This window comes from Collinsella aerofaciens (assembly GCF_039758815.1).
In the GTDB taxonomy this organism is placed as follows: domain Bacteria; phylum Actinomycetota; class Coriobacteriia; order Coriobacteriales; family Coriobacteriaceae; genus Collinsella; species Collinsella aerofaciens_BP.
This window is the reverse complement of the sequence record NZ_JBDMSK010000022.1, coordinates 1-25084: the sequence shown is the minus strand read 5'-3', so window position 1 is coordinate 25084 and position 25084 is coordinate 1. Positions and strand designations below refer to the sequence as shown.

General features: G+C 61.5%; 20 protein-coding genes. 7 read left to right on the top strand and 13 right to left on the bottom strand.

The features are described 5' to 3' along the window. Nucleotides 1–96: 96 nt before the first annotated feature. The 5 genes from ABHT90_RS08490 to ABHT90_RS08470 all read right to left on the bottom strand — a co-directional run bounded on the left by ABHT90_RS08490 (nt 97) and on the right by ABHT90_RS08470 (nt 5056). Nucleotides 97–942 carry a PRD domain-containing protein gene (locus tag ABHT90_RS08490; protein WP_346982222.1) on the bottom strand — a complete coding sequence of 282 codons (846 nt, stop codon included), beginning with the start codon at nt 940–942 and terminating at the stop codon, nt 97–99. Nucleotides 943–1254: 312 nt separating this feature from the next. Beyond that, a complete protein-coding gene (locus tag ABHT90_RS08485; protein WP_346982221.1) occupies nt 1255–1839 on the bottom strand; it encodes a histidine phosphatase family protein in 585 nt (194 codons plus the stop codon). A 194-nt stretch (nt 1840–2033) separates the two neighbouring features. Beyond that, nucleotides 2034–3335, bottom strand: a complete 1302-nt coding sequence (gene mobB, locus ABHT90_RS08480) for a molybdopterin-guanine dinucleotide biosynthesis protein B (RefSeq protein ID WP_346982220.1) — start codon at nt 3333–3335, stop codon at nt 2034–2036. Nucleotides 3336–3339: 4 nt separating this feature from the next. Continuing rightward, nucleotides 3340–4395, bottom strand: coding sequence for a GTP 3',8-cyclase MoaA (gene moaA / locus ABHT90_RS08475; protein ID WP_346982219.1), 1056 nt, complete (start codon nt 4393–4395; stop codon nt 3340–3342). A gap of 235 nt (nt 4396–4630) precedes the next feature. Continuing rightward, on the bottom strand, nt 4631–5056 hold the full coding sequence (locus tag ABHT90_RS08470) for a hypothetical protein (RefSeq protein WP_346982218.1): 426 nt from the start codon (nt 5054–5056) through the stop codon (nt 4631–4633). Nucleotides 5057–5276: 220 nt separating this feature from the next. On the opposite strand from ABHT90_RS08470, the gene ABHT90_RS08465 reads away from it, so the two are divergent. Then, entirely contained in the window at nt 5277–5492 is a 216-nt protein-coding gene (locus ABHT90_RS08465) for a hypothetical protein (RefSeq protein WP_346982217.1), read from the top strand. A gap of 393 nt (nt 5493–5885) precedes the next feature. On the opposite strand, the gene ABHT90_RS08460 is transcribed toward ABHT90_RS08465, so the two are convergent. Both ABHT90_RS08460 and ABHT90_RS08455 read right to left on the bottom strand, forming a co-directional pair. Then, on the bottom strand, nt 5886–7784 hold the full coding sequence (locus tag ABHT90_RS08460; RefSeq protein ID WP_346982216.1) for an ABC transporter ATP-binding protein: 1899 nt from the start codon (nt 7782–7784) through the stop codon (nt 5886–5888). Then, nucleotides 7777–9552 (bottom strand): ABC transporter ATP-binding protein, encoded by a 1776-nt coding sequence (locus ABHT90_RS08455; RefSeq protein WP_430393375.1) that lies wholly within the window; start codon nt 9550–9552, stop codon nt 7777–7779. Before ABHT90_RS08455 ends, ABHT90_RS08460 begins: the two co-directional genes overlap by 8 nt. Nucleotides 9553–9865: 313 nt before the next feature. Between ABHT90_RS08455 and ABHT90_RS08450 the strand changes: the two genes are divergently transcribed. Together ABHT90_RS08450 and ABHT90_RS08445 are read left to right on the top strand one after the other, a co-directional pair. Next, nucleotides 9866–11212 carry an MATE family efflux transporter gene (locus ABHT90_RS08450; protein ID WP_346982214.1) on the top strand — a complete coding sequence of 449 codons (1347 nt, stop codon included), beginning with the start codon at nt 9866–9868 and terminating at the stop codon, nt 11210–11212. Between the two features lie 86 nt (nt 11213–11298). Further along, nucleotides 11299–12138, top strand: coding sequence for a MerR family transcriptional regulator (locus tag ABHT90_RS08445; RefSeq protein ID WP_346982226.1), 840 nt, complete (start codon nt 11299–11301; stop codon nt 12136–12138). 57 nt (nt 12139–12195) lie between these two features. Here ABHT90_RS08445 and ligA read toward each other — a convergent pair whose 3' ends face one another. The 5 genes from ligA to ABHT90_RS08420 form a co-directional block, all read right to left on the bottom strand. Continuing rightward, complete coding sequence (gene ligA / locus ABHT90_RS08440; protein WP_346982213.1) at nt 12196–14424, bottom strand: NAD-dependent DNA ligase LigA; 2229 nt, start codon at nt 14422–14424, stop codon at nt 12196–12198. Nucleotides 14425–14673: 249 nt separating this feature from the next. Next, nucleotides 14674–16134, bottom strand: a complete 1461-nt coding sequence (locus ABHT90_RS08435) for a S1C family serine protease (RefSeq protein ID WP_346982212.1) — start codon at nt 16132–16134, stop codon at nt 14674–14676. Between the two features lie 208 nt (nt 16135–16342). Beyond that, entirely contained in the window at nt 16343–17005 is a 663-nt protein-coding gene (locus tag ABHT90_RS08430; RefSeq protein WP_006234733.1) for a response regulator transcription factor, read from the bottom strand. Nucleotides 17006–17055: 50 nt separating this feature from the next. Continuing rightward, entirely contained in the window at nt 17056–18393 is a 1338-nt protein-coding gene (locus tag ABHT90_RS08425; protein ID WP_346982211.1) for a glutamine synthetase family protein, read from the bottom strand. A 135-nt stretch (nt 18394–18528) separates the two neighbouring features. After that, nucleotides 18529–19551 (bottom strand): LacI family DNA-binding transcriptional regulator, encoded by a 1023-nt coding sequence (locus ABHT90_RS08420; protein WP_346982210.1) that lies wholly within the window; start codon nt 19549–19551, stop codon nt 18529–18531. Between the two features lie 235 nt (nt 19552–19786). Between ABHT90_RS08420 and ABHT90_RS08415 the strand changes: the two genes are divergently transcribed. Continuing rightward, complete coding sequence (locus ABHT90_RS08415) at nt 19787–20821, top strand: PfkB family carbohydrate kinase (RefSeq protein WP_346982209.1); 1035 nt, start codon at nt 19787–19789, stop codon at nt 20819–20821. 254 nt (nt 20822–21075) lie between these two features. Further along, complete coding sequence (gene eda / locus ABHT90_RS08410; RefSeq protein ID WP_346982208.1) at nt 21076–21717, top strand: bifunctional 4-hydroxy-2-oxoglutarate aldolase/2-dehydro-3-deoxy-phosphogluconate aldolase; 642 nt, start codon at nt 21076–21078, stop codon at nt 21715–21717. Between the two features lie 392 nt (nt 21718–22109). On the opposite strand, the gene ABHT90_RS08405 is transcribed toward eda, so the two are convergent. After that, the gene (locus ABHT90_RS08405) at nt 22110–22841 is read right to left on the bottom strand and encodes a GntR family transcriptional regulator (RefSeq protein ID WP_273378136.1); all 732 of its coding nucleotides are present in this window, start codon (nt 22839–22841) and stop codon (nt 22110–22112) included. A gap of 429 nt (nt 22842–23270) precedes the next feature. Here ABHT90_RS08405 and ABHT90_RS08400 point away from each other — a divergent pair, with 429 nt between their 5' ends. After that, complete coding sequence (locus tag ABHT90_RS08400) at nt 23271–24080, top strand: gluconate 5-dehydrogenase (RefSeq protein ID WP_346982207.1); 810 nt, start codon at nt 23271–23273, stop codon at nt 24078–24080. Between the two features lie 266 nt (nt 24081–24346). Continuing rightward, on the top strand, nt 24347–24988 hold the full coding sequence (locus ABHT90_RS08395; protein ID WP_346982206.1) for an RpiB/LacA/LacB family sugar-phosphate isomerase: 642 nt from the start codon (nt 24347–24349) through the stop codon (nt 24986–24988). Nucleotides 24989–25084 lie beyond the last annotated feature (96 nt).

The window sequence follows — 25084 nt, the reverse complement described above, 5'->3', positions numbered from 1 at the left end:
TTTCGACAAAAATATCCCCTACCGCGAGCCGGTACCTTGCCCGCAGCTAGAAACCAAAAAGAATTGTTGCGATTGCCGCCAGGCTGGCGGCCTTACTCACTCGGTCTGCGAAGCCGATCGCAGACGGTTGATATGCATCATCAGATACAAAAGCTCCTCGTCCGAGCAGCTCTGCTTAAACTCTTTCTCGAACACGCGGTTGATGGCATATGCGCACTGGTAGGCCTCGGGAAAATCGCGGGCGGCCTGCATGAACAGCGAGGAATTCTCGGTCTGCGTGCACTTACCCTTGCAGAGGCGGCGGACCAAAAAGCGCAGGTGCGCAAGAAAGCGAATGTAGCAATACGACGCCGTGTCGAGCGAGCAGCCAAGCTGCTTTTCCACGGAATGGGTCACCTCGTCGAGCACGCGGGTGCTCTTCATGATGAAGCCCATGTCCTTGGCGCGGCCCATACCGTCGACCTCGGCGTTAACGATGTGGAGCGCGATGCTCGTGGCCTCGTTCTGACCCAGCTTGGCGCCGGTGTGCTTTTGCACGATGGCGAGCGCGGCCTGACCGATCTCGAGCTCACGCGGGTAGATGAAAGCCACCTCATGCTCGAGCGGGTTGGGAGCGCTGATCTGGTCGTCGTCGCGCTGAACGGCAAACTGCAGGTGATCTGCCAGGATAAAGGGCAGGCCACCGGACAGCTTGCAACCAAGCTGCTGGGATGCGAAGCAGGCAATGTCGCTTGCCGCGAGCAGAACGTCGTCGGGAAGTGTGCCGACCATATCCTGGAGGCTCTCGGGAACGTTATAGAATTTGCGCTGGATGAGAGACTCATCGGCAAGCTCGTAGGGCATCTCGTGGAAACCGATGCCCTTGCCAAAGACAACAACCTCTCGGCCGTCATCGCTGGCGGCAAGAGCAACGTTATTGTTGATCTTCTTTAAAATGAGCATGAAAAAACTCCTCGGACATCGGCGCTAGACGACGGGGCGATATTCCTCGTCTTCTATTATGCGCAAGTGATGCCTCCCGAGGAGTAACAAACTTGTGAGCACGTGGGCGATTGTAGGATGAAACTTGCATGCAGCGTAAGCCCACCGGCACGAAAGTCCGCCGAACGGTAGGAAATCGCCCGTAAACGGTACCTGCCAAAAAGGGACAGGTTTATTTTGGTAGGTTTTATCTGGGCAAACGCTGAGGGTTGGGCTATATCCACCACAAAGGCGCCTGGCCCCTTTGTGGTAGTTTTGGCTGATGCCCCGATGCTACTCGCGCGGGGTACCGTAGGGGTTGTACAGATCTGCGAGAGCGAATGTGCTGGCGGCGGGATTAAAGTCGAGTTCGAGCACGCAGCAGTTGCCAATGCGGTTGTTCATCTTGAGCGGCTCCACGCCCACGCCGCGCATAACCTGAGCCGCTGCGGCACCATGGCTCACGCATAACACGCTCTCATGCCCAGGGCGCTGCATGAGCTCGGTGATGGTCGCCATCATGCGCTCGCGAAACTCGTCTTCGCCCTCGCCGTCATACTGCTTGTAAAAATCGCCGTACGGCAGGCGCGGATTCAAATCCTCGCTCGCACCCTCAAACTTGCCAAAGTTCCACTCCTTAAGGCCCTTGACGCGCTCGTAAGGCTGACCGGAAAACGCAAGCTCAAGCGTGTCGCACGCACGCTCGGACGTAGAGCTGTACGCATGGTCAAACGTAAGGCCACGCTCTCGCAGGGTCGCGCCGACAGTTTTTGCCTGCTCGATTCCCAGCGCGGTGAGCGGGGAATCACACCAACCCTGCTTGCGACGAAGCAGGTTAAAGAGCGTTTGACCGTGACGCATAAAGTACAGTTTTGACATGGCCCCTCCGTGGTTGCAATCGTTTGTCAGCGATTATTACACCTAAAGGTAGCTTTAAGTCAAAGGCTCTTTGGCCAAAACCACCACAAAGGTACCTGGCCCCTTTGTGGTGGAAATGACGTTTGCCCAGATAAAACCCGCCAAAATAAACCTGTCCTTATTTGGCAGGTTATGGCAGCGCAGCGAGCCGGCCCTTAAAGGTGATCTTGGATCAGGTCACAGATGGCTCGGGCGTCGTTGATGTTGATGGCCCGGGTCGCAAAGCCGGCGTCGAAGGCCTGACGCGCCAGGGCCTCGTTGCAGGCAAGGGCCAGCGTGTGGCCATCGACCAGGTCGAGCGAGCTCTTGCCGCGCAGACGGTCGACGCCGGAGCGCGCGACCACGATGTTGTCGAAGCCCTCGGTCTTGTAGCCCTCGATGATCACCACGTCGACATCGTTGTAGCGCGACAGCAGCTCGCGCGCGGGCATCTCGTCCTCCTCGCGCGTGTCGGCGTACTCCGCCCAGCGCGTGGCGCAGATGAGGCCCACGTGTTTGGATCCGGCTTGGTGATGGCGCCAGGTGTCCTTAGCGGGCACATCGATATCAAAGCCGTGATGCCCGTGATGCTTGAGCGAACCCACGCGCAGGCCGCGGCGGGTGAGCTCGGCGATAACCTTCTCGACGAGCGTGGTCTTGCCCGAGTTCTGGTAGCCGATAAACGCGATCGCGGGGACGGTCGGTGTCGGAGCTGCGGGCGCGACGGCGACGGGTGCGCTCGCGGGCGCGTTACCGTCTGCGGTGGCGGCCTCAACAGCAGCGGCCTGGCGCTCGGCGCGATCCCACACGCCCGAGCGGCCGCCCTCCTTGTGCAACAGGCGCACGTCGACGATCTCCATGCCGCGATCGACCGCCTTGCACATGTCATAAATCGTAAGGCACGCGGCACTCGCGCCGGTCAGCGCCTCCATCTCAATACCCGTCTTGCCCGTCACGCCGGCCGTAACCAGCACGTGAAAGCCAACCTGCCCGTCCGTGCGCGCCGGCGCCCAGCCCTCGGGCACGTCCTCGGCCGGCGTCCCCGCCGCAGCGATGGGCACAATGTCGCACTTGCTCTTGGTAATGAGCAACGGATGGCACATGGGGATGATGTCGCTCGTGCGTTTGATGGCCATGATGCCCGCCACGCGCGCGCAGGCAAGCACGTCGCCCTTTTTGGCGCGGTCCTGCAGCACCATGGCCTGTGTCTCGGGGTGCATGAGGATGGTGCCCTCGGCGATAGCAATGCGATGGGTCTCGGCCTTGTCGGACACGTCGACCATGCGCACCTCGCCCTTGGCGTCCACGTGCGTCAGCTCGTCGCGACGGGCGTCGCGGGCTGGCTCGGTGGCAGCACTGGCAGTCGGCTGTGCGGACGCGTCGGCGCTGCCAGCATTCGCCGCAGCCGTGACTTTGTGGGCAGACATCGCGGCCCCGCGAGCGGCCTTGGTGGCATCGGCGTACCTGCTCTTGGCCATATGATCATCCTCCGATTTGGGACATAAATCGTTGCGTGCCCTCAATTATCGCGTGTTCCTGCGGTTTGTGGGCGACGGCATCGCGCCAAATCGAAAGTACCTGCATATCATCACCACGGCGCAGCGCGTCGCGCACCGAATACTCGGCATCGCTGAACAGGCACGGACGCACGTTGCCATCGGCCGTCAGACGCAGACGGTTGCAATTCGCGCAAAAATGATTGGACATGGCGCTAATGAAGCCGACCGTTCCCGCCGCGCCCGGAAAGTGCCAATAGCGCGCGGGGCCCGCGCCAGCAGGAGCGTCGTTGATGTCGAGTGGCTCGAGCTTGCCCAGTCCCGTCGCAGCGGCCCCGGCATTGATGCGTGCCCGCAGCTCGTCGCTCGGCACGGTGTCGCTCGCGTCCCACAGCTCGGGATTGAGCGTGGGCGCATGCGGGTCCACAGCGCAATGCGAGCTCGTGTGCTCGTCGCCAATGGGCATGTATTCGATAAAGCGCAGGTGGATGGGGCGGTCGACGGTCAGACGCGCGAGGGCCGCCACATCCTGGTTGAGCCGGCGCACCACAACGCAGTTGACCTTAACGGGCTCAAAGCCCCAAGCCAGCGCCGCGTCGATGCCGGCCATGGTCTGCTCGAGTCGACCCAGGCGCGTGATCTTTCCAAACAGCGAGGGGTCAAGTGTGTCGAGCGAAATGTTGACGCGGTTAAGCCCCGCGTCTTTGAGCTGCGGTGCCAGCTTGGGCAACAGGGCGCCGTTGGTGGTAAGCGAGATGTCCTCGATCTGCGGAATCGCGCGGATGTCACGAATGAGCGGGATAATACGGCGGCTAACCAGCGGCTCGCCGCCCGTCAGGCGTACGCGGCGAATGCCCTCCCCCGCCACCAAGCGCACAAAGCGGGCGATTTCCTCGGCGCTGAGCAGCTCGTCGTGCGCGCGGGGCGCCACGCCATCGGCCGGCATGCAGTAAATGCAGCGGAAATTGCACTTGTCGGTAACGGCAATGCGCAGGTAGTTGATATCGCGGCCAAAGCCGTCATGTTGCACGTGCCCGCCCACGCAGCCCTCCCCTCATGCGGCGTTTTATTCTTCGGAAAACATAATACCGCACGGGAGAATCATGCCGACACCCGTACGACAGGACAGGTCGCTTCGAGCAAGACCGGCTTCTCAAGCCCATCCTCAGCATGCAAACCATCACAACATTCGATGCTTTTCCCGATTTTGGCAAAAAACGTCGAGTGTTGTGATGGTTTGCCTGCCCATGGCACCCCGTAGAAGGGCCGAAACGCCCCTAAAGACCGCCGCCCCAGTGCCGAATCACGAATTCTCGCAGGTCGTTCTGACGTTTCTGGAACGCTTCGCTTCGGTCGCACTTGAGCCCCATAGCGAGCGCGATGGCGTTCATCGCCCGGTGCAATTGCAGCTGATGGGCAAACTGAGTCCCGGTGAGGACGATCATCCTAAAGCCCAGCGCGCTCAGCACGGTCATACGCTCCGCATCCGACGCGCTGCGCTGTTTATCAAGATGGTCCGAGCCGTTGTATTCAATCCCCGTACCGCTCGCAGGCGCATATACGTCAATCTCGAAATACCCGGCCTTTGCGAGATACTTGAACTCGTTGGGAACATCGACCCGATGGTTGAGCTCGATCTTGGCGTATCCCAGCCCTCCCTGGGAACGTTTTGCTACGACCATGATTGCGGCGGCCGTCTCCATGGGCGACCGCGCGCCATCGTGCACGCGCTTGATCACGGCGGCCGCGCGTATAGCCCCCCTGACGAGATCGGTTCTCATTGCAATAGGCAATCAAGTCGGCAACGGTATACCTCTGCCCCATCTCGATATAATCGCCTGTCGACAGATGATTCAAATGGTATCGGGCACAGATTTCGTAGCCATATTCCAGCTGCTCGGGCTCGCTCATCCACGAACCCGCTTGGACAAAGCACATGGCCTCATCAACCACCAGAAGGCCCTCTGCCACCTCGATAAGATGCCCTGGAGGTACTGGCGCCCCAAACACGTGGCACCTAAATCCAGCCGGCGTCGAGCGCTCAAAATCGAAGTTGACGAGCGTGTCGATATGATCGAGCTCTTCTCGTGGAATACCAAGCGCAACCAGATAGTCGGTAACGATCCCAACTGCCGCTGAAGCCCTCAGCCCCTTGGCATCGAGCCCCAATTTGGGCAGGTCCGCAGTCGGCTCCGCCTCGTTGGCAAGCGAGTCCTCATCGTATAGGCTGCTTGCTCGCGAGAGCGGCTCGGACGGGCGCGCCACGTTGTGGTACAGCCAGGCAGTCTTATGGGACAGGACGATCGGCAGGTCCATGAGCCCTCCAATGGAGTCGGATAACCAACCTTATTCCCCTGCCCACGGGCCCGCACACCTTCGTGCGCAAGAAAGCGATTCCACCCGATTGAGTGGTAGAAAAACCATCACAACATTCGATGCTTTTCCCGTTATTGGCAAAAAACGTCGAATGTTGTGATGGTTTGAGGCGAGGTGAGGGGGCACGGAGGGGTCAAAGCATCGTGCTCGAACGGGTTAATCCAGCTCTTTTAAGCCATGCGCAAGCTGCCAGTACTCGCCGTGCTGAGCGAGCAGCTCTTCGTGCGTGCCGCGCTCGATGATGCGGCCGTGTTCGAGGACCATGATGGCATCGGCGTCGCGGACGGTGGACAGGCGGTGCGCGATCATAAACGTGGTGCGTCCGCGCATGATGCGGTCCATACCGCGCTCGATGAGCTTTTCGGTGCGCGTGTCGATGGAGCTCGTGGCCTCGTCCAGAATGAGCACCGGCGGGTCGGCAACGGCCACGCGCGCGATGGCGAGCAACTGGCGCTGGCCCTGCGACAGGTTGGCGCCGTCGGCCGTGACCGGCGTGTCGTAGCCTCTAGGCAGGCGGCGGATAAACGAATCCGCGCAGGCTGCCTCGGCTGCGGCGCGCACCTCCTCGTCAGTCGCGTCGAGCTTGCCAAAGCGGATGTTCTGCGCAATGGTGCCGCTAAACAGGTGCGTGTCCTGCAGCACAATGCCGAGCGATCCGCGCAGGCTGGCCTTGGCAATGTGCTTGACGTCGATGCCGTCGTACGTGATCTCGCCGTCATCGACCTCGTAGAAGCGGTTGATGAGGTTGGTGATGGTCGTCTTTCCGGCGCCCGTCGAGCCCACAAACGCAATCTTTTGCCCCGGCTTGGCAAACAGGTTGAGATCCGTGAGCACGCGGGTGCCCGGCACGTAGGAAAAGTCCACGGCATGGAAGCGCACGTCGCCGGCAAGCGGGACCAAGCCGCACGTGAGCTCGGTGCCGTCGGCAGCCACCGCGCGGCCCGACTCATCAACGGCTGCCACATCATGCAGATGCCCGTACGCGCCCACGCCCTGGCCCTTGGGAATCTTCCACGCCCACGCGGCATCGCCCGTCTGCACCAGCTCCACGCAGCCCTCGTCCACCTCGGGCTTAAAATCCATGGCGGCAAACAAGCGCTCGGCGCCGGCCAGTGCGTTAAGCAAGAAGTTGCCGAGCTGCGTAAACTGGTTGATGGGCATGGCCGCCTGGCGTACAAAGACCAGATAGCTCGCGAGCGCACCTACGTCGGCGAGCCCCTTGATGCAGAGTATGCCGCCCGCCACGGCGACGATGGCGTAGTTGGCATAGCCGATCACCACGGTCATGGGCACCATCGAGTTGGCGTAGGCCTGCGCGGCACCACCGGTGCGGCGCAGCTCTTGGTTGCGCGCGTCAAAACCAGCCACGTTGGCCTGCTCGTGATTAAAGACCTTGATGACCTTTTGGCCCGAGACCATCTCTTCGATATATCCGTCCAGGTCGCCAAGCGACGCCTGTTGGGCGGCAAAAAAGCGCTTGGAACGCATGCCCGAGTAGCGAGCGTACAGCACAATGGCCACATCGCACACGAGCGTGATAATCGTGAGCTGCCAGTTGAGGATGATGAGCATGGCCGTGGTGCCGACCACCTGGATGCTCGCCTGAATCACGTTGGCAAAGCTGTTGTTGAGCGCCTCGGAGACGGTGTCGACGTCGTTGGTAAAGAAGCTCATGATGTCACCCGAGCGCGTGCTGTCGAAGTAGCTCAGCGACAGCATCTGGATGTGCGCGAACAGGTCGCGGCGAATATCGGACACCACGCGTTGGGCCGCGCGCACCATGATCTGCGAGTAGCCCAGAGCCGAGAGCACGCCCGCGGCGTAGATGGCAGCGGTAAAGATAACCTGCCTAGCGAGCAGTTCCTCGCCGCCCGTTGCCAAACCGTTGACGATGGGGCGCACCATGTAGGTACCGGCAAGGCTCGCGATGGCGGCCACAGAGGCAAGCACACCCACCGCGAGCAGCGAAAACTTGGCGTGTCCCATGTAGGAGAGCAGGCGGCGGAGCGTCTGCGTCAGATTGGCGGGACGGGCCTGAGCGGATGTCTTAGGCATGGCGCTCACCCCCTTCCAAGGGCGATCCGCTGGGAACGCAGGAAAACGGATCATTCGCGCAGCCATCGTCGCAGCCGTCGCCGGTGTCCGCGTTCCCCGCGAACTCCATCTGCGAGGCGTAAATCTCCTGGTAGATGCTATCGCCCGCCAGCAGTTCCTCGTGCGTGCCCACGCCGTGGACACGACCGTCGTCCAACACAATAATGCGGTCGGCATCCATGACGCTCGCAATGCGCTGTGCGATGACAATCACCGTCGTATTGGGAATCTGAGCAATATGCTCACGAATCTTGGCGTCGGTCGCCATATCGACCGCGCTGGTCGAATCGTCAAAGATGAGCACACGCGGATGTTTGAGCAATGTACGCGCGATGCACAGGCGCTGCTTCTGCCCGCCCGAGACACCGGCACCGCCCTGGCCCAGATAGCCGTCGAGTCCGCCGATGCGATCCAGGAACTCGTCCACACATGCCGCTCGACAGGCGCGCAGCAGCTCCTCGTCGGTGGCATCGGGCGCGCCCCACTGCAGGTTCTCGCGCACGGTACCCGTAAACAGCACGTTCTTTTGCAGCACGATACCCACGGCGTCGCGCAGGGCAACCAGGTCGTAATCGCGCACATCGCGCCCGCCCACGAGTACGGCGCCTTCGGTGGCGTCGTACAGGCGCGCGATCAGCTGCACAAGCGAACTCTTGCCCGAGCCCGTGCCGCCGAGCACGCCCACCGTGGAGCCTGCCTCAATGCAAAGGTCAATATGCTCGAGCACATCCTCGGCAGCATCCGCGCGGTACTTAAACGACACGTCGCGAAACTCGATGCTTCCGTCGGCCACCCCGTGCACGGCAGCGGCAGCGTCGGGCGCTTGGATAAGCGAACGCTCGTCGAGCACCCGCGAGATGCGCTCCACGCTGGCAAGTGCGCGGGTGAGCAGCAAAAACACGTTGGAGATCATCATGAGCGAGTTCATGATGAGCAGCACGTAGCTCATAAAGCCCGTGAGCGAGCCCACGCCGAGCTCGCCGGCAAGAATCATGCGACCGCCGATCCACAGAATGGAAAGCGCCGCCACGTACATCGACAGCTGAAACACCGGCAGGTTGAGCACGGCGTTGCCAAAGGTCTTCGTCGCCGTGTGCGCGAGCTCGGTATTGACGGCATCGAACTTGGCCTCCTCGTGCTCGGCGCGCACGTACGCCTTGACGGCGCGCACGGCGGTGAGGTCCTCCTGCACCACACCGTTGAGATGGTCCATCGAGGTCTGCAGCTGGCGGTAGAGCGGACTGACGCGACAGGTGATAACGCCCAGTACGATCGCCAGCACCGGCAGAATAATCGCGAATACCGTAGCAAGCGGACGCGACAGCACCAGCGCATAGACCAAGCCGACGATGAGCGTCACGGGGCCGCGCACCATGGGGCGGAAGCCGTTGCCGATGGCGTTTTGGATGACGGTGATATCGGTGGTCATGCGCGTGACGAGCGAGCTGGCATCGTAGTTGTCCAGATTGCCAAAGGCGAGCGTCTGGATCTTGCGGTACTCCGCCTCGCGCAAGTTAGCGCCCAGCCCCGAGGCGACGCGAGCAGACGTGCGTGCATAGCCCAAGCCAAGTACCAGCGAACATGCGGCGCATACCAACATATACGTGCCCTGCAACAGCATGTAGTTGATGTCGCCCGCGGGCACGCCCACATCGATGATATTTGCCATGATGACCGGGATAAACAGCTCGAGCGCCGTCTCGGCCGTCACAAAGAGCACGCCGAGCATGGCATCGCGGCGGTATGCCCCCAGATAGGAAAACAAAATCTTGAGATTGCGCACGCAGGTTCATCCCCCATCAAACGTTGTTCGCAAACCCACGTATTATGGCGCGCCGTGCGGCGGTGTCAAGTGCTCCGAAATCGATTTCTGCAAGGCTAGTGCAGGCGCCATGCTCACAGGGCGCATGTCCGTATTCAATTGGAAATGAACGCGTGCGTGACTTTTTCGCCCCGCCGCCAACACAAACCTTGACTCTACAATCGTTGTAGGGTTTTCACTACACTGGTACGTAAACAGACCAAGCCAGAAAGCCCCGCCCATGGAACACGACCTCACACGCGGCAATGTCCTTAAGACCATCGCGGTCTTTGCCCTGCCTTATATGCTCTCGTACTTTTTGCAGATGCTCTACGGCATGGCCGACCTGTACATGATGGGGCAGTTTAGCGGCGCCGCCGGCATCACCGCCGTGGGCAACGGCGCGCAGACGCTCTATATCATTACCGTGACGCTCGTGGGCCTGGCCATGGGAACGACGGTTATCGTCGGCCACGCCGTGGGTTCGCGTCGGTTTGACCGCGCCGAGACCGCCATCGGCAACACCATCACGCTCTTTATGGGTGTCTCGGTGGTGCTGGCCGCTGTCCTGCTCGCACTGTGTCCGCAAATCGTGGCGCTCATTGGCACGCCGGCCGAAGCGGTCGAAGGAACCGCCGTCTACCTGCGTATCTGCTTTATCGGCATTCCCTTTATCGCCGCGTACAACATCCTCTCGGCCATCTTTCGCGGCCTAGGCGATTCGCGCTCGCCCATGTACGTGATTGGCGTGGCATGCATCATCAACATCGCGCTCGACTTTCTGTTTATCGGCCACATGGGGCTCGGCCCCGTAGGCGCGGCACTCGGCACAGTCATCGCGCAGACGGCGAGCGTGGCTCTCGCGCTCGTGTGGCTCAAGAGCCGCCGTACGCACATTCACCTCAAGCGCAGCAACCTGCGCCCCCAGCCCGAGGTGCTCGGCAGCATTCTTAAGATCGGCGTGCCCGTGGCCGTGCAGGACGGCTGCATTCAGGTGGCGTTTATGTTTATCACCGTCATCGCCAACCACCGCGGCCTAGTCGACGCCGCCGCTGTAGGCTTAGTCGAGAAGATGATCAGCTTTTTGTTTATCGTGCCGAGTTCCATGGGCGCTACCGTCAGCGCGCTCACGGCGCAAAACGCCGGCGCAGGCAAGGGTGACCGCGCGCGTCAGGTACTCAAGGACGCCATGACGATTTCGGTAGTATACGGCTGCCTGATCACGGTACTGATGTGGCTGGTGGCGCCGGCGTTTATCGGCTTTTTTGCCAAGGACGCTGCAGTAGTCACCGCCGGTACCGGCTATATGCGCAGCTACATTTTCGACGCGATCTTTGCCGGCATCCACATTTGCTTTAGCGGCTTTTTCGCTGCATACGGCAAGAGCTACATCGGCTTTGCGCACAACGTGCTGGCCGTGGTGCTCATTCGCGTGCCCGGCGCATGGCTGCTGTCGAACGCCTATTCCGACACGCTGTTCCCCATGGGCATCGCCTCGCCGTGCGGGTCGATTCTGTCGGCAGTCATTTGTGTTGTCGCGTTTACCGTGCTCAACCGGCGCGGGGCTTTTGACAAACTGGTAGCGTAGCGGTTCGTTCGTGCCATACGACGGCCGCGCCGCACGGCCCCGATATCCCTCCCCCGCCCATCGAAAGGAGCGGTCCTGTGACCGACATGCCAAGCGAACACACCGAGGGTCTGCTCCGCATTGGCGAGGTGGCACGCCTGCTCAATTTGAGCGTGGGCACGCTGCGCCATTACGAGCAGATGGGGCTGTTGGAGCCGGCATATGTCGATCCGGCGAGTGGGTACCGCTACTACGGATCGCGGCAGCTCTCCACCCTCAACACCATCGGCAACCTGCGCGTTCTCGACCTGCCGCTGGCCCAGATTCGCGAGTTTGTCACTACGCGCGATATGGATTTGATGCAACGGCAACTGACCAAGCAACAGGAGTTAATTGAGCGCAAGCGGCGTGAGCTGGAGCGCATGTCGCGCAAGATTGACCAGCGGCTTGCCTTGCTTCATGGCGCTTTGAATGCTGATCTCGACACCATTAGCGAAATCGAGGAACCCGAACTTCGCTGCGCCACGCTGCACGAGCGCGTCAATCCCACCGACGCCTATTCGCTGGGATGGCATATCCGCCAGCTTCAGCAGGGGCAGCACGAAACCTTTGCCTATCTTGGCAATCTAGGTGTGGGCATCGCGCCCGAACGCCTGGCCGCCGGCGACTTTGATGGCTACGACGAGGTCTTTCTGCTGCTCGATGACACCGATGAGTACCTGGGCGATGTTGAGACGCGACCTGCCGCGCGCTGCCTGACCATAAGTTTCCGCGGCACGCACGGGCAGGCGGGCTCGCGCTACGAGCAGCTACTCGGCTATATGCACGAACACGGGCTGGCACCCGCCGGCCCGTCGCGCGAGATCGCCCTGATCGATGACATCATCAGCGATGATCCGGCAACCTACGTGACGCAGATCACGGTGCCGGTCGCCCCAGCAAAGTAAGAACCGCCCGGAAGGCATCGTGCTTCCGGGCGGTTCTTCAATTTGGCTATCGATGCCTTACGCCTCCGGCACCTCACCAGTAGCTAAGATCTGCTCGAGCGCGTCCTCATCCAGCACGGGCACGCCCAGCTGCTCGGCCTTGGTGAGCTTGGAGCCCGCTTTGGGGCCGGCGACCAGATAGCTCGTCTTCTTGGACACGCTGCCCGAGACCTTGGCGCCGAGCACCTTGAGCGCCGCGCCCGCCTCGTCGCGGGTGCGGTTGACGAGCGTGCCCGTGAGCACAAAGGTCAGACCCGCGAGCGGCTGTGCGTCGGCGAGCTCGCCTGCCACGCCGGCGTCGGCTGCGGCTTGCGCATGAGCGGCGCCCAAGTCAACCTCGAGCGACAGGCCTGCCTGGCGCAGACGCTCCAGCACGGCAAGGTTTTCGGGCACGGCGAGGAACTGCTTGACGCTCGCCGCAATCTTGGGACCAATGCCCTCGCACTCGGCGATGTCCTCTTCGCTCGCCAAGATGAGCTTGTCGATCGACAGGAATCGCTCGGCGATGACCTCGCCCACGCTCTTGCCCACGTGGCGAATGCCCAGGGCAAACAGCACGCGACCGAGCGGCTGGCTCTTGGACTTGTTGAGCTCGGCGATGATTTTCTCGGCCGTCTTGAGGCCCACCGGAATGGGGTCGCCCTTCTTGACGCCCTTTTTGCTGTTAGAGCTGGCGTACACGCGGCCCGTGTCCAGTCCGGCGATGTCGTCGACCGTGAGCTGGTAGAAGTCCGCGACATCGTGGATTAGGCCGGCGGCGATCATCTTGTCGACGATTTCGTCGCCCAGGCCGTCCACGTCCATGCAGCCGCGGCTCACCCAGTGGAGCAGGCGCTCCTTGAGCTGTGCGGGACAGTCGATGGAAACGCAGCGGTAAGCCACTTCGCCGTCCTCATGGACCACGGGGCTACCGCACACGGGGCAGACCTCGGGCATGTGCCAGTCAACGCTGTCGGCCGGGCGCTTGTCGAGCACCGGACCCACGACCTCGGGGATCACGTCACCCGCCTTGTGCACGATGATGGTATCGCCCTCGCGCACGTTCTTGCGGCGGATCTCGTCGATGTTGTGCAGCGTGGCGCGCGCGATGGTAGAGCCGGCAACCGTCACCGGGTCGAACTCGGCGACCGGCGTGAGCACACCGGTGCGGCCCACCTGGATGCGAATTTCGCGTAGGACGGTCTGCTTTTCCTCGGGCGGGAACTTAAAGGCGATGGCCCAGCGCGGCGCACGGGCGGTAAAGCCCAGGTCGAGCTGCTGGGCGAAGCTGTCGACCTTTACGACCACGCCGTCGATGTCGTAGTCCAGGTCGCCGCGATGCTCAAGCGCCTGGGCACAGAACTCGTGAACCTCAGCCGGCGTGGCGCAGCGGGCCATGTTGGGATTGACGCTAAAGCCGGCGCTGCGCAGCCAGTCAAGGAACTCACGCTGGCTGTGGACGTGCAGCGGATCGGTATCGGCAATGGCATAGATAAAGGTGGCCAGGTCGCGGCGTGCCGTGACCTTGGGATCCTTCTGGCGCAGGGATCCGGCGGCGGCGTTGCGCGGGTTGGCGAAGGGGTCGCGACCCTCGGCATCGGCCTCTTCATTCAGACGAACAAAGCTGCCCTTGGGCATGTAGACCTCGCCGCGTACTTCGATGGTGCGCTCGCGGTCGGCGCCCATGTGGGCGAGCGCCGGCTCGGACAGGTGCATGGGCACATCCTTGATGGTGCGCACGTTGAGCGACACATCCTCACCCGTTGTACCGTCACCGCGCGTGGCCGCGCGTACGAAGCTGCCGTTTTGGTAGGTAAGCGCGACGCCCAAGCCGTCGATCTTGAGCTCGCAGGTATAGGTGACGCTGCCGGCACCGAGCGCATCCTCGGTGCGCTGGAGCCAGGCGTCGAGTTCGTCCAGATCCATGGCGTCGTCCATGGAATACATGCGTGCCATGTGCGTTACCGACGTAAACTGCTCGCTCACGTAGCCGCCCACGCGCTGGGTATAGCTGTCGGGCGTCACCAGGTCGGGATAGGCCGCCTCGATCTCCTGCAGCTCAACGAGCATTTTGTCGAAGGCGGCGTCCGTGATCTCGGGCGCGTCGAGCATGTAGTAGCGATAGGCGTGGTAATCGAGCTCGTGGCGCAGCTCGGCCGCGCGCGCGGCGGCCTGGGCATGGGCGTCGGCCGGTGCAGCGGCATCCGCGCTCGCGGGCGTTTCGGTATCGATGTCCACGCCGTCACCAAACAGGCTCGATTGCTCCATAGCGGCACTCCTTCGCTCGATTTCAAACGGATACAAGAGTACCACCGGTCACCATGGCGCCGAATAACCCTTTCGAACCGCACCGAATCGGCAGCCGCCAGACTGGGATGGATCGCGCGATTAAACCATGCCCTTGCCAGTTCTAAATGATCCGTTTTCCTCCGTCCCCAACGGATCAATAAGAAAAGAGGGGCTGTCCCGCGTTGGCGGAACAGCCCCCTCTGGCCTCGATATGTGCGAAACGGCTCGTTAATAGCCCTGACCGTAGCCCTGGCCCTGGCCCTGCTGGCCGAGCAGCTCCTCCAGGTACTGGCGCAGCTGCTCATCGGTAATACCGCCGTTGCCAGTGTCGGTTGCGCTGTCGTTCTGCTGCTGGTTCTGCAGTTCCTCGTCGGAGCCCAGCTCGACGGTGACCTTCTTCTCTTCCTTGCCGCGCATGAGCGTGATCTCGACCTTCTCGCCCACCTCGTGGCTGCGCAGCGCGATGATCAGGCCATCGGCGCTCGTGATCTCGTCGTCGCCCAGCTTGGTGATGACGTCGCCCTCCTGAATGCCGGCCTTGGCGGCAGGACCATCCTCAACGACGCTCGCCACATACGCGCCGCTATCGGTGCTCAGCTTGTTGGTGCGGGCGTTGAGCGCGTTGACGCTCGAAAGCGTGGCGCCCATGTACGGATGCACCGGAGTTTTGCCGTCGATAATCTGGTCGGCAATGTTCTTGGCGTAGTTAACCGGAATGGCAAAGCCCACGCCCGAGCTGGAGCCCGAATAGCTCTCGATGAGCGAGTTGATACCCACAAGCTCGCCATTGTCGTTGACGAGCGCGCCGCCGGAGTTGCCCGGATTGATGGCGGCATCGGTCTGGATCATGTTGGCATAGATGGTGTTACCGCTGGTAGAGCTCATGGCCGTGGAGCGATACAGCGCCGAGACGATACCGGTGGAGACAGACTGCTCGTTGCCAAACGGCGAACCGATCGCCATGACCCACTCGCCCACGTTGAGCTTGGAAGAGTCACCGATCTCGATCGGCGTGAGCTTGGAGGCGTCGGCGTCCTTGAGCTTGATGACGGCCAGGTCGCTCGAAGCGTCGTTGCCCACGAACTCGGCCTCGTAGGTGGTGCCGTCATCCATGGTCACCACGTACTGGTCATAGCCATCGACCACGTGGTTGTTGGTGAGGATGTGGCCCTCGGTATCGAGTACTACGCCCGAGCCGACGCTGCCCGAGTTGTCCGACTCATCGGCAGACTGCGAAAGCGAGCCATTCTGGCTGCCGCTCGACGTGGCGGTGATGGAAACGACGGAGGGCAGGGCCTTGGCAGAAACGGCCTCGGCCAACGTGGTGTCCTCGGAGTCGATCGTAATCTTTTGCGTCGACGAACCCGAAGCGCCCGCCGTCACGGCATTCTTGCCGCCACCGATATCGAGCGTACCGCTCATAATGAGCGCAATGACCAGCAGGGCGCCACAGGCGCAACCGGCGAGTGCCGTAATAAAGATCGGCAGCTTTTTGGTCTTGGTCTTGACCACCGTGTGCTTGTTCACGACCTGCGCACCGCCCAGCGGCTGGCCGGTCTGTGTGTCATAGGCCTGCACGTAGGGAATGTTGCTGCCGGCAGGCGTCGACTCCACCTGCACGCGCGGCTGCTGCTGAGTCTCGCCGGCATTGCCAACATCCTGGGGACGCTGGGAATCGTTCTCGCTCATAGCTGCGATCCTTTCGTCAAATAACCAAAGGCCCGCCAAACACGTGGCGGGCCATCATTGTTCACGTTGAGTTGTACCCCAATATGCGGGCGTACGTGTACGAGAACGCAATCTTTTAGGAAGGCTTAAGTTCTGCTGCAAACTCGAAAGGAGCCCGCACCTGCGTCAAAACCACCACAAAGGTGTCTGTCCCCTTTGTGGTGGAAATCTAGTCCTTAAACAGATAGCCCACGCCGCGGACGGTGGTGATGTGTGCCGCGATCTGCGGGCCCACCTTGGAGCGGATGCGTCGAATGTGCACGTCGACGGTGCGCGTGCCGCCGCAGTACTCAAAGCCCCACACGCGGTGCAGCAGCACCTCGCGGCTGTAGGCGCGATTGGGATGCGTCGCCAAAAAGCTCAGCAGCGAGTACTCCATCAGCGTCAGGTCGATGGGCTCGTTATCGAGTGTCACCTGGTAGGTAGCCAGGTTAATCTCGAGGTTATCGATGTTGAGTACATCGTCAGCGGTGACGGTCTCCTCCTCGCCCATCAGGCGCTGCGCACGAGCCTTGAGCTCGTTGGGCGTCGCCGTGGGGCATACAAAGTCGGCATGCGCGTGATTCGGCAGGCGCAGGGTACCGAGCGCCTCGTCGTCAACGATCACCAACATGGGGACGCCACCACGATCGTCAAGCCACTTGGCAATCTGATCGATGCGGTCGCTGCGGATGCCATCGGAATCGAGGATCAGCAGGTCAAAGTCGTGCGCCGCAGTTGGCGAATCGGGGGTTGCCAGGCTCACCTCGACACCCAGGGTAGTCGTCAAGCTGCGGGCAAACTCGTGGAAGCGCGTCGTGCGCGCCATGAACAGGGCACTCTTTTCGGACATATCGGCCTCCAAAGAAATGAGCTCAATCGTACTGGAACAAGCCAGCGCGATTAGGAGTTCGCCAGGTAGTGCTTGATCTCCCACTCGGTGATCGTAGACTCAAACTTATGCCACTCGTCGCGCTTCTTTTTGAGGAAGAAGCTGTGGATGTGCTCGCCGAGAGCATCCTTCATAAACTGCGAGTCATCAAACACGTCGAGCGCCTCTTTGAGCGAACGCGGCAGCGGCGCGTAGCCGGCCTCGACCATCTGACGGTCGGTAAGCTTGAGCGTCTCGGCCGTGGCCTCGGGCGGGAGTTCCAGCTTGCGCTCGATGCCGTCCAGACCAGCCGCCAGCGTGACGGCGTTGACCAGGTACGGGTTGGCCATGGGGTCGGGACTGCGCAGCTCGATGCGCGTGGACAGCGGCTTGCCGGGCTTGTAGACCGGGATGCGGACCATACTCGCGCGGTTGCGCAGGCCCCACGTGGCGTACTGCGGCACGGAGTCGCCACCCGTGGTGATGCGCTTGTACGAGTTGACCGTGGGGTTGGTGATGGCGCTGATCTCGCGCGCGTGCGCTAAGATGCCGGCCATGTAGTGCTTGGCGATTTCGGAGAGGTGGTACTTCTCGTCGTCCTCGCCCCAAAAGACGTTGTTGCCGTCGTGGTCGAACAGCGACTGATGCAAAAACATGGCGCTGCCGTCCTCGCCCGCCAACGGCTTGGGCATAAAGGAGGCGTGGCAACCGCTCTCGTAGGCCTGCTGCTTAATGATGAGTTTGGCCGTGGTGATAGCGTCGGACATGCTCAGGGCCTCGGCGTGACGCAGGCTCATGCCATGCTGCGAGCGACCGGCGGCGTGGAAGGTGTACTCCACGGGCACGGACATCTTCTCGAGCGTGAGGACCGTGTTGCGGCGCAGGTCGCGGGCGGCATCGCTCACCGAAAGATCGAAGTAGCCCACGTTGTCGAGCGGCTCGGGGGTGTGCTCGTCGGGGAAGTAGTAATACTCCAGCTCGGCACCCACGTTGAGCAGATAGCCAGCCTTCTCGGCCTTGCGGAACATGCGGCGCAGGGCATCGCGTGGGTCGCCGGCAAACGGCTTGCGATCGGGAGTGCACACGTCGCAGAACACGCGGGCGACGCCGTTGTGGCTCGGGCGCCACGGCAGGATCTGGAAGGTCGAAGCATCGGGGAACGCCAGCATGTCGGCTTCCTCGGGCGTGGCAAAGCCCTCGATGGCGGAGCCGTCAAAGCCAATACCCTCCTCAAAAGCGACCTCGAGGTCCTCGGGACTAATGGCAAAGTTCTTGAGGCGGCCGAGAATGTCGACAAACCACAGACGCACAAAGCGGATGTCACGCTGCTCTACGGAGCGGAGTACGTAATCGATGTTCTGCTGGTTCATGTCGCTCCCCTTTCTTTCGGGCGGGTTTCGACTGGTCTATATCGCAGATACTATCGCAGAAAAATGTTTCCGCAGGGTTAAAGCGTATCAAGCGCTCAAAAAACGTGCGCGAACAGGGCCGTTGCGAACGAACGGCTAGCGCGAGGTCGAAGCGCGGTGTTCGATGTGGCCGGGGATCTCGATGCGCTTGGGAGCGAGCTTTGCGGCATCGCCCACCGTAGTGGTAACGACGTCGATGCGCTCGGACAGGCGCTCGACTACGCGCTCGGCAATGGTAAGGGTGTTCTGCGCGGCCGTGGTCACACCGCCAAAGAGCACGTGGTTCCAGGGATAGTCGTCAAACGTTGCGATCTTGAGACCCGCCGGCAACGAGGGCCCCAGCTGGGCCAGCGCCTCGGTCAGGCGCAGGAAAACCAAGCCGTTGACGGCAATGAGGCCGAGCTTTTTACCCGCATAGCCGCGGATGGTCTCGTCCAGGCGACTGACACCCTCGACACCACCGTCCGCCAAGGTGACGACCTCGCCGGCCAGGCCACGGCGCGAGAGCTCGTCGGCAAACGCCTCGGCGCGTTCGCGACGCACGGGGCTGTCGTCGCTTGCCTCGGTGAGCAGGCACAGGCGCTCGCTGCCCGCAGAGGCCAAGGCGTCTACCAGGCCGGCGACCAGCTCACGGTTGTTGGAGGTCACCAGATCGACACCGCCGTCGGCAACATCGCGGTCGAGCAGCACGACGGGCAGGCGCCCCGCAGCCGCGGCGATTGCCTCGTCATTGCCGCCACAGGTGTTGACGACCAGGCCGTCCACGCCGGCATCGATAAGTCTGGTGAGCGACTCTGCTTCCTTGGCGGGGTCGTTGCCGCTAATGGCCGTCATGAGCGAGCAGCCGCGCGCGGCGGCGCTGGCGGAAAGCCCTTCGAGCATGGCGCTCGAGAACGGGTTAGCAATGTCGGCCAAGATCACGCCGATGAGGTTGGTACGCGAGCTGCGCAGATTGCGCGCGGCGGCACGTGGACGATAGCCGGTGCGCTCGATGACCGCCGCGATGCGGGCACGGGTTTCCTCGGTCATCTGCCCGGGGCGGTTGTTGAGATAGCGCGAGACCGTGGCCGGGCTCACGCCCGCCTCGGCGGCAATGTCCTTGATTCTCATCTGCGCCATAGCGCACCCCGTTTCCCAATTGTCGGCAGTCTGGGCCATTTTAGGCATTTTTTTAAAAATCTCGCTTGCAAAACGTTGTAGGTGAGTATACTACAAGTCGAAACGAAACCGATTTCGTAAACCGATTTCGGCAAACGTTGGCACGGAGGTGCAAAGATGTACCCTACCGTCTTGGCACCTCCGTGCCAACGCCATATCAAAGGTGTACGCACGAGTAAGAAGGAGCTGCGCGACCATGGGTAAAACGGTTCTTACCTTCGGCGAGATCATGATGAGGCTCTCGCCCAAAGATCATCTGCGCATTGAGCAGGCGACCGAGTTTGATGTCCGCTACGGCGGCGCCGAGGCAAACACCGCGCTTTCCCTGGCCTACCAGGGTGACAAGGCAGCTTACGTCTCCGTTGTCCCGGCCAACCGTCTGGGCGAGTGCGCCCTGCGTTCGCTGAAGGTTTACGACGTCGACACCACGCGCGTCGTGCGCCAGGGCGACCGTCTTGGCTCCTATGTGTTTGAGGTCGGCGCCTCGCAGCGCGGCAACGGCTGCGTCTACGACCGCAAGTACTCTGCCATCAACATGGCCAAGCGCGACGTCTTTGACTGGGACGAGATCCTCAAGGGTGTCGATGTCTTTTACTTCTCCGGCGTGACGCCCGCCGTCTCCGACGAGATGGCCGCCGCCTGCAAGGATGCCCTCACCGCCTGCCGCGCCAAAGGCATCACCACCGTGTGCGACGTGAACTATCGCGGCAAGATGTGGTCGCCCGAGAAGTCGCAGGCCACCATGAAGGAACTCCTGCCGCTCGTTGACATCTGCATTGCCAACGACGAGGACGCTCCTGCCGGCCTCGGTATGACCTGCGTCTCCGGCTCCCTTGCCCACGGCATCGAGGAGCGCGACACCTACGTCGAGATGGCCCGTCAGATCTGCGCCGAGTACGGTTGCAAGAAGGTCGCCTCGGTCGTCCGCAACATCTCCTGCGTCGAGCGCTCCATTTGGATGGGCATGCTCTTTGACGCCGAGAGCGGCGAGCACTGGTTCTCCCCTGCTCACGACGTGCACGTGCTCGAGGGCGTTGCCGCCGGCGACGCTTTTAACGCCGGCCTGGTCCATGCCCTCATCAATGACTTCGATCCGCAGGACGCCGTCAACTACGCGATTGCGGCCTCGATCCTCAAGCTCACCATCAAGGGCGATTCCAACCTGGTGACCGCAGACGAGATCGCAGCCGTGGCATCCGCCGCCGACGGTGGCACCCGCGTCGCGCGCTAAGCCGTCCCCATTCCGCGGGCCGCAGCTTTCCATACCCATATCTCTGCAGCCCGCTCCCCGATTCCTCCGGCCAGGTAGAACCACTTAGTCCCATTCCGGTTTTGTCTGGCATTCCCTACACGACTGGTTGCGAAGCCGGTTTTGGAATTGCTTGGACCCCAAGCAGTGCCTCCGATAACCAATCCAAAATCGGCTCCCGACCAGCACATTTGGCAATCATGCGCCTATGCGCGCCACACATCGAAAGGAACATCATGTTCGATCAGTTCTATACCACGCTTGAGTCCCTGGGCATCGTGCCGGTCGTCGTGCTCGACAAGGTCGAAGACGCCGCTCCGCTCGCCCACGCCCTTATGGCAGCCGGCATGAAGTCCGCCGAGGTCACCTTCCGCACCGCCTGCGCCGCCGAGTGCATCGCCGCCATGGCCGAGGCCGAGCCCGAGATGTGCGTCGGCGCTGGCACCGTCCTGACTGTCGAACAGGTTGAGCAGGCCCGCGCCGCCGGTGCCAAGTTCATCGTCTCGCCGGGTTACAACGAGGACGTCGTGAAGCACTGCATCGACATCGACCTGCCCGTCCTTCCCGGCACCGTGACCCCCTCCGAGGTTACCGCCGCCGAGAACCTGGGGCTCAAGGTCACCAAGTTCTTCCCCGCGGCTCAGTATGGTGGCCTGAACACCATCAAGGCCCTCGCCGCTCCGTTTGTCGGTCATCGCTTTATGCCCACCGGCGGCGTGAGCACCGCCAACGTCGAGGAGTACCTGAGCTCCAGCGCCATCATCGCCTGTGGTGGCACCTGGATGGTCAAGCCGACCCTGTTCGCCGACGGCGACTTCTCCAAGGTCGAGCAGATCGCCCGCGAGGCCATGGACGTCGTCAAGAAGGTCCGCGGCTAGGTTCAGCTCTCTATCGCGAAAGGGGGCGTGCCCTAGACCTCGCCCCCTTTCTTTTAAAGCGGCTCGGAAGCGCGCCGTTTCCGTCACGAGCAAGAACCGAAACCGTCTTGTATGCTGATAGAACGTGACGGAAGCGACACGCCCCGAGCCGCTTTGTCTACTCGGCTGGCAGTCGCGCCCAGCTGAGCCACTTCGACAAAAGCCGAGCCACCAAAACAGCTGCGGCGCCGTCTGGAGGAATGGACCCTTGCTTCCGGTTTTTTCCTCCAAGCGGCGCCGCAGCCTTTTCATGCCCCGATTGCACCCCCGCACTTGCGGTGAAATACGGACTGCTTACGCCGCCAAAGCCGCAAAACAGTCCCTATTTAACCGCAACTAATAAAGAGGACGAATTAGATTGCCGAGTCTTTGGACAGCTCAAAGTAGTCGGGATGCAAGGCGATAACCGGGCCCTGCTCCTCGGGCATTAGATGCAAATGCGTCTCTGCCAGATAGCTCGCCGTGTCGGTATCGCCCTTCTTAATGGCCTCAAGAATCCGGCGATGTTGCCCACGGATCGGTTCCCAGTCCAGATCCTGCGACACCATACGCAACCAGTTGTATCGCTCGAAATGCGTGTTGACGCTCTTCATCCAATCCCACAACATGTGGCGGCCGGCAATCTCAAAACATGTCTCATGAAACAGGTTGTCCAGATCAAAAAAGCGACGCGTTTCGCTGTGGTCGAGCGACTCGGACTCGGCAAGAATCTGCTCGAGCCGATGCTTTTGCTCGGGCGTAGCGGCCGAACAGCATTTAATGAGCACACTTCTCTCGAGTTTCTCGCGCAAGAAACAGGCATTCTCGGCGCGCTCCATGCTGATTTTTGAGACATAGGTGCCGCTTTTGGGACGAGTTTCCACCAGCTCCTGCTCACGCAGGCGCACAAAAGACTCGCGAATGGGCGTGCGCCCGATTCCCGTCTCCTTTTCCAGACCAATCGCCGAAAGGCGCGTGCCGGGCTTGAGCTCGGCATAGATGATCTTGGAGCGCAATGCGTTGTATGCCTGATCTTGCAGGCTCTGATAATGCTGGTGCTGTTCCATAAAGCCCTCGAATGAAGCCCACGGTTTGTCGAATCTCATCACGTAATACTATCGCATCCCCCATCCCCACAGTTGCGGTGAAATGGGGGCGCTGACACCCATGCACAACTTAGGTGGCTTTGACGTGACCAGACGTGACCGCCGTTATCTCGGCGCTGATCTTAGGCAACGTCGCCGACATCGCCAGCAAGTTGTTCACCCGGCACTTTGTGCGCGCCGCATTTGAAAAGTAGCACTACACGCGGGGCCAACGGGCAGCCCATGCTCACTTGTCTCTCGAGCTTGCCCTCCTCGATCAGGACAATCGTGCCGTCCGCACAGCAGGGCGAGTTCACCGTTTACCTTTTAAAAGTGAACGTTCACCTATTTTTCGGAGAATGGGAGGGTTTATTACCCTACTTCACATATACTGAGCTTGTACGAAAAGCAAGACTTATATAGATGAACGTTTCTTTTGGAAGGATTGCTATGTCTGATCTTATGGACAGCTTCCGCCTGGACGGCAAGGTCGCGCTCGTGACCGGCGCCACCTATGGCATCGGCATGGCCATTGCCGAGGCGCTCGGAGAGGCAGGCGCCAAGATTGCCTTTAACGCCCGTCACGCCGACAAGGTTGCCGAAGCCGAGAAGCACTACCGCAAGCTGGGCTTTGATGCTCACGGCTATGTTGCCGACGTCACCGACGAGGCTGTCGTCGCCGAGCTCGTTGCCAAGATCGAAGCCGATTTTGGCACCACGCCCGACATCCTAGTCAACAACGCCGGCGTCATCCAGCGCACCCCGATGCTCGACATGAGCGCCGAGGACTTCCGTCGCGTCGTCGACATCGACCTCAACGCACCGTTTATCGTGTCCAAGGCCTGCCTGCCCGGTATGATCGCCAAGGGCCACGGCAAGATCATCAACATCTGCTCCATGATGAGCGAACTGGGCCGCGAGACCATCGCCGGCTATGCCGCCGCCAAGGGCGGACTCAAGATGCTCACCAAGAACATCTGCTCCGAGTTTGGCGAGACCAACATCCAGTGCAACGGCATTGGGCCGGGCTATATCGCTACCCCGCAGACCGCGCCGCTGCGCGAGACGCAGCCCGATGGCAGCCGTCACCCGTTCGACCAGTTCATCATCGCCAAGACGCCGGCCGCCCGTTGGGGCACGCCCGAGGACCTGAAGGGCCCCGCCGTGTTCTTGGCTTCCGATGCATCGAACTTCGTCAACGGGCACATTCTGTACGTGGACGGCGGCATCCTCGCCTACATCGGCAAACAGCCGCAATAGGCTGCGGCCGCGCGGAGTGCGGCACCTTGGCGCTCAAACCGTCGCTCGCGTACCGAAGTACGCTTCGCTCCTCTTTCACGCCAATCTGCCGCACTCCGCGCGCCCTCGCCACCGTCACGCACCAGCCAACACAGGCGCTTCGGTTTGTGCGGAACTCGCGACAGACTTAACTGCCGACCGCCCGCATAGCTCATCGCGGGTTGGCTTTGCCGCCGCCCGCGCACAGAAACAAAAAACTGGAAGATTAAGTTGAAAGGTTGACTCAAATGAAGATCGCTCTGATTAATGAGAATTCTCAGAACTCCAAGAACCCTATGATCGAGGCTGCCCTTAAGAAGGTTGTCGAGCCCATGGGGCACACCGTCTTTAACTATGGCATGTATGCCGACGCCGACTCCAAGCCCCTCACCTACGTGCAGAACGGCATTCTTGCCGCCGTGCTGCTCAACTCCGGCGCTGCCGACTACGTCGTGACCGGTTGCGGCACCGGCGAGGGCGCCATGCTCGCCTGCAACTCCTTCCCCGGCGTGCTGTGCGGCCACGTTGCCGACCCGCTGGATGCCTACACCTTTGCCCAGGTCAACGATGGCAATGCCGTCGCCATGCCCTTCGCGCTCAAGAACGGCTGGGGCCAGGAGCTCAACCTCGAGTGCACCTTCGAGAAGCTCTTTGGCTTTGGTTCGGGTAACGGCTACCCCGCCGAGCGCGTTGAGCCCGAGCAGCGCAACAAGAAGATCCTCGACGGCGTGCGCGCTGTGACCATGCGCCCGCTCGTCGACGTCCTGGGCGAGATCGATCAGGGCCTGGTGAAGGGCGCCCTCGCTGGTGAGCACTTCCAGGAGTACTTCTTTGCCAACGCCACCGACGAGGCCATCATCGCCAAGGTCAAGGAGCTCTTGGGGCTGTAGTAAGGCCCACGGGGCGCACCGCCCATTACAGTCTGAAATAGGCCATCGATAAATTTCGATGGCGAGCATTCGGCGCATTGCCTACGATACGGGCAA

Coding starts and splice junctions, on each gene's coding strand:
- ABHT90_RS08490 (WP_346982222.1), bottom strand. CDS start 942: ATGCTCATTTTAAAGAAGATCAACAATAACGTTGCTCTTGCCGCCAGC.
- ABHT90_RS08485 (WP_346982221.1), bottom strand. CDS start 1,839: ATGTCAAAACTGTACTTTATGCGTCACGGTCAAACGCTCTTTAACCTG.
- mobB (WP_346982220.1), bottom strand. CDS start 3,335: ATGGCCAAGAGCAGGTACGCCGATGCCACCAAGGCCGCTCGCGGGGCC.
- ABHT90_RS08470 (WP_346982218.1), bottom strand. CDS start 5,056: ATGGAGACGGCCGCCGCAATCATGGTCGTAGCAAAACGTTCCCAGGGA.
- ABHT90_RS08460 (WP_346982216.1), bottom strand. CDS start 7,784: ATGCCTAAGACATCCGCTCAGGCCCGTCCCGCCAATCTGACGCAGACG.
- ABHT90_RS08455 (WP_430393375.1), bottom strand. CDS start 9,552: ATGCTCGGCGTGCTCTTTGTGACGGCCGAGACGGCGCTCGAGCTGTTT.
- ABHT90_RS08450 (WP_346982214.1), top strand. CDS start 9,866: ATGGAACACGACCTCACACGCGGCAATGTCCTTAAGACCATCGCGGTC.
- ABHT90_RS08445 (WP_346982226.1), top strand. CDS start 11,299: ATGCCAAGCGAACACACCGAGGGTCTGCTCCGCATTGGCGAGGTGGCA.
- ligA (WP_346982213.1), bottom strand. CDS start 14,424: ATGGAGCAATCGAGCCTGTTTGGTGACGGCGTGGACATCGATACCGAA.
- ABHT90_RS08435 (WP_346982212.1), bottom strand. CDS start 16,134: ATGAGCGAGAACGATTCCCAGCGTCCCCAGGATGTTGGCAATGCCGGC.
- ABHT90_RS08430 (WP_006234733.1), bottom strand. CDS start 17,005: ATGTCCGAAAAGAGTGCCCTGTTCATGGCGCGCACGACGCGCTTCCAC.
- ABHT90_RS08425 (WP_346982211.1), bottom strand. CDS start 18,393: ATGAACCAGCAGAACATCGATTACGTACTCCGCTCCGTAGAGCAGCGT.
- ABHT90_RS08420 (WP_346982210.1), bottom strand. CDS start 19,551: ATGGCGCAGATGAGAATCAAGGACATTGCCGCCGAGGCGGGCGTGAGC.
- ABHT90_RS08415 (WP_346982209.1), top strand. CDS start 19,787: ATGGGTAAAACGGTTCTTACCTTCGGCGAGATCATGATGAGGCTCTCG.
- eda (WP_346982208.1), top strand. CDS start 21,076: ATGTTCGATCAGTTCTATACCACGCTTGAGTCCCTGGGCATCGTGCCG.
- ABHT90_RS08405 (WP_273378136.1), bottom strand. CDS start 22,841: ATGAGATTCGACAAACCGTGGGCTTCATTCGAGGGCTTTATGGAACAG.
- ABHT90_RS08400 (WP_346982207.1), top strand. CDS start 23,271: ATGTCTGATCTTATGGACAGCTTCCGCCTGGACGGCAAGGTCGCGCTC.
- ABHT90_RS08395 (WP_346982206.1), top strand. CDS start 24,347: ATGAAGATCGCTCTGATTAATGAGAATTCTCAGAACTCCAAGAACCCT.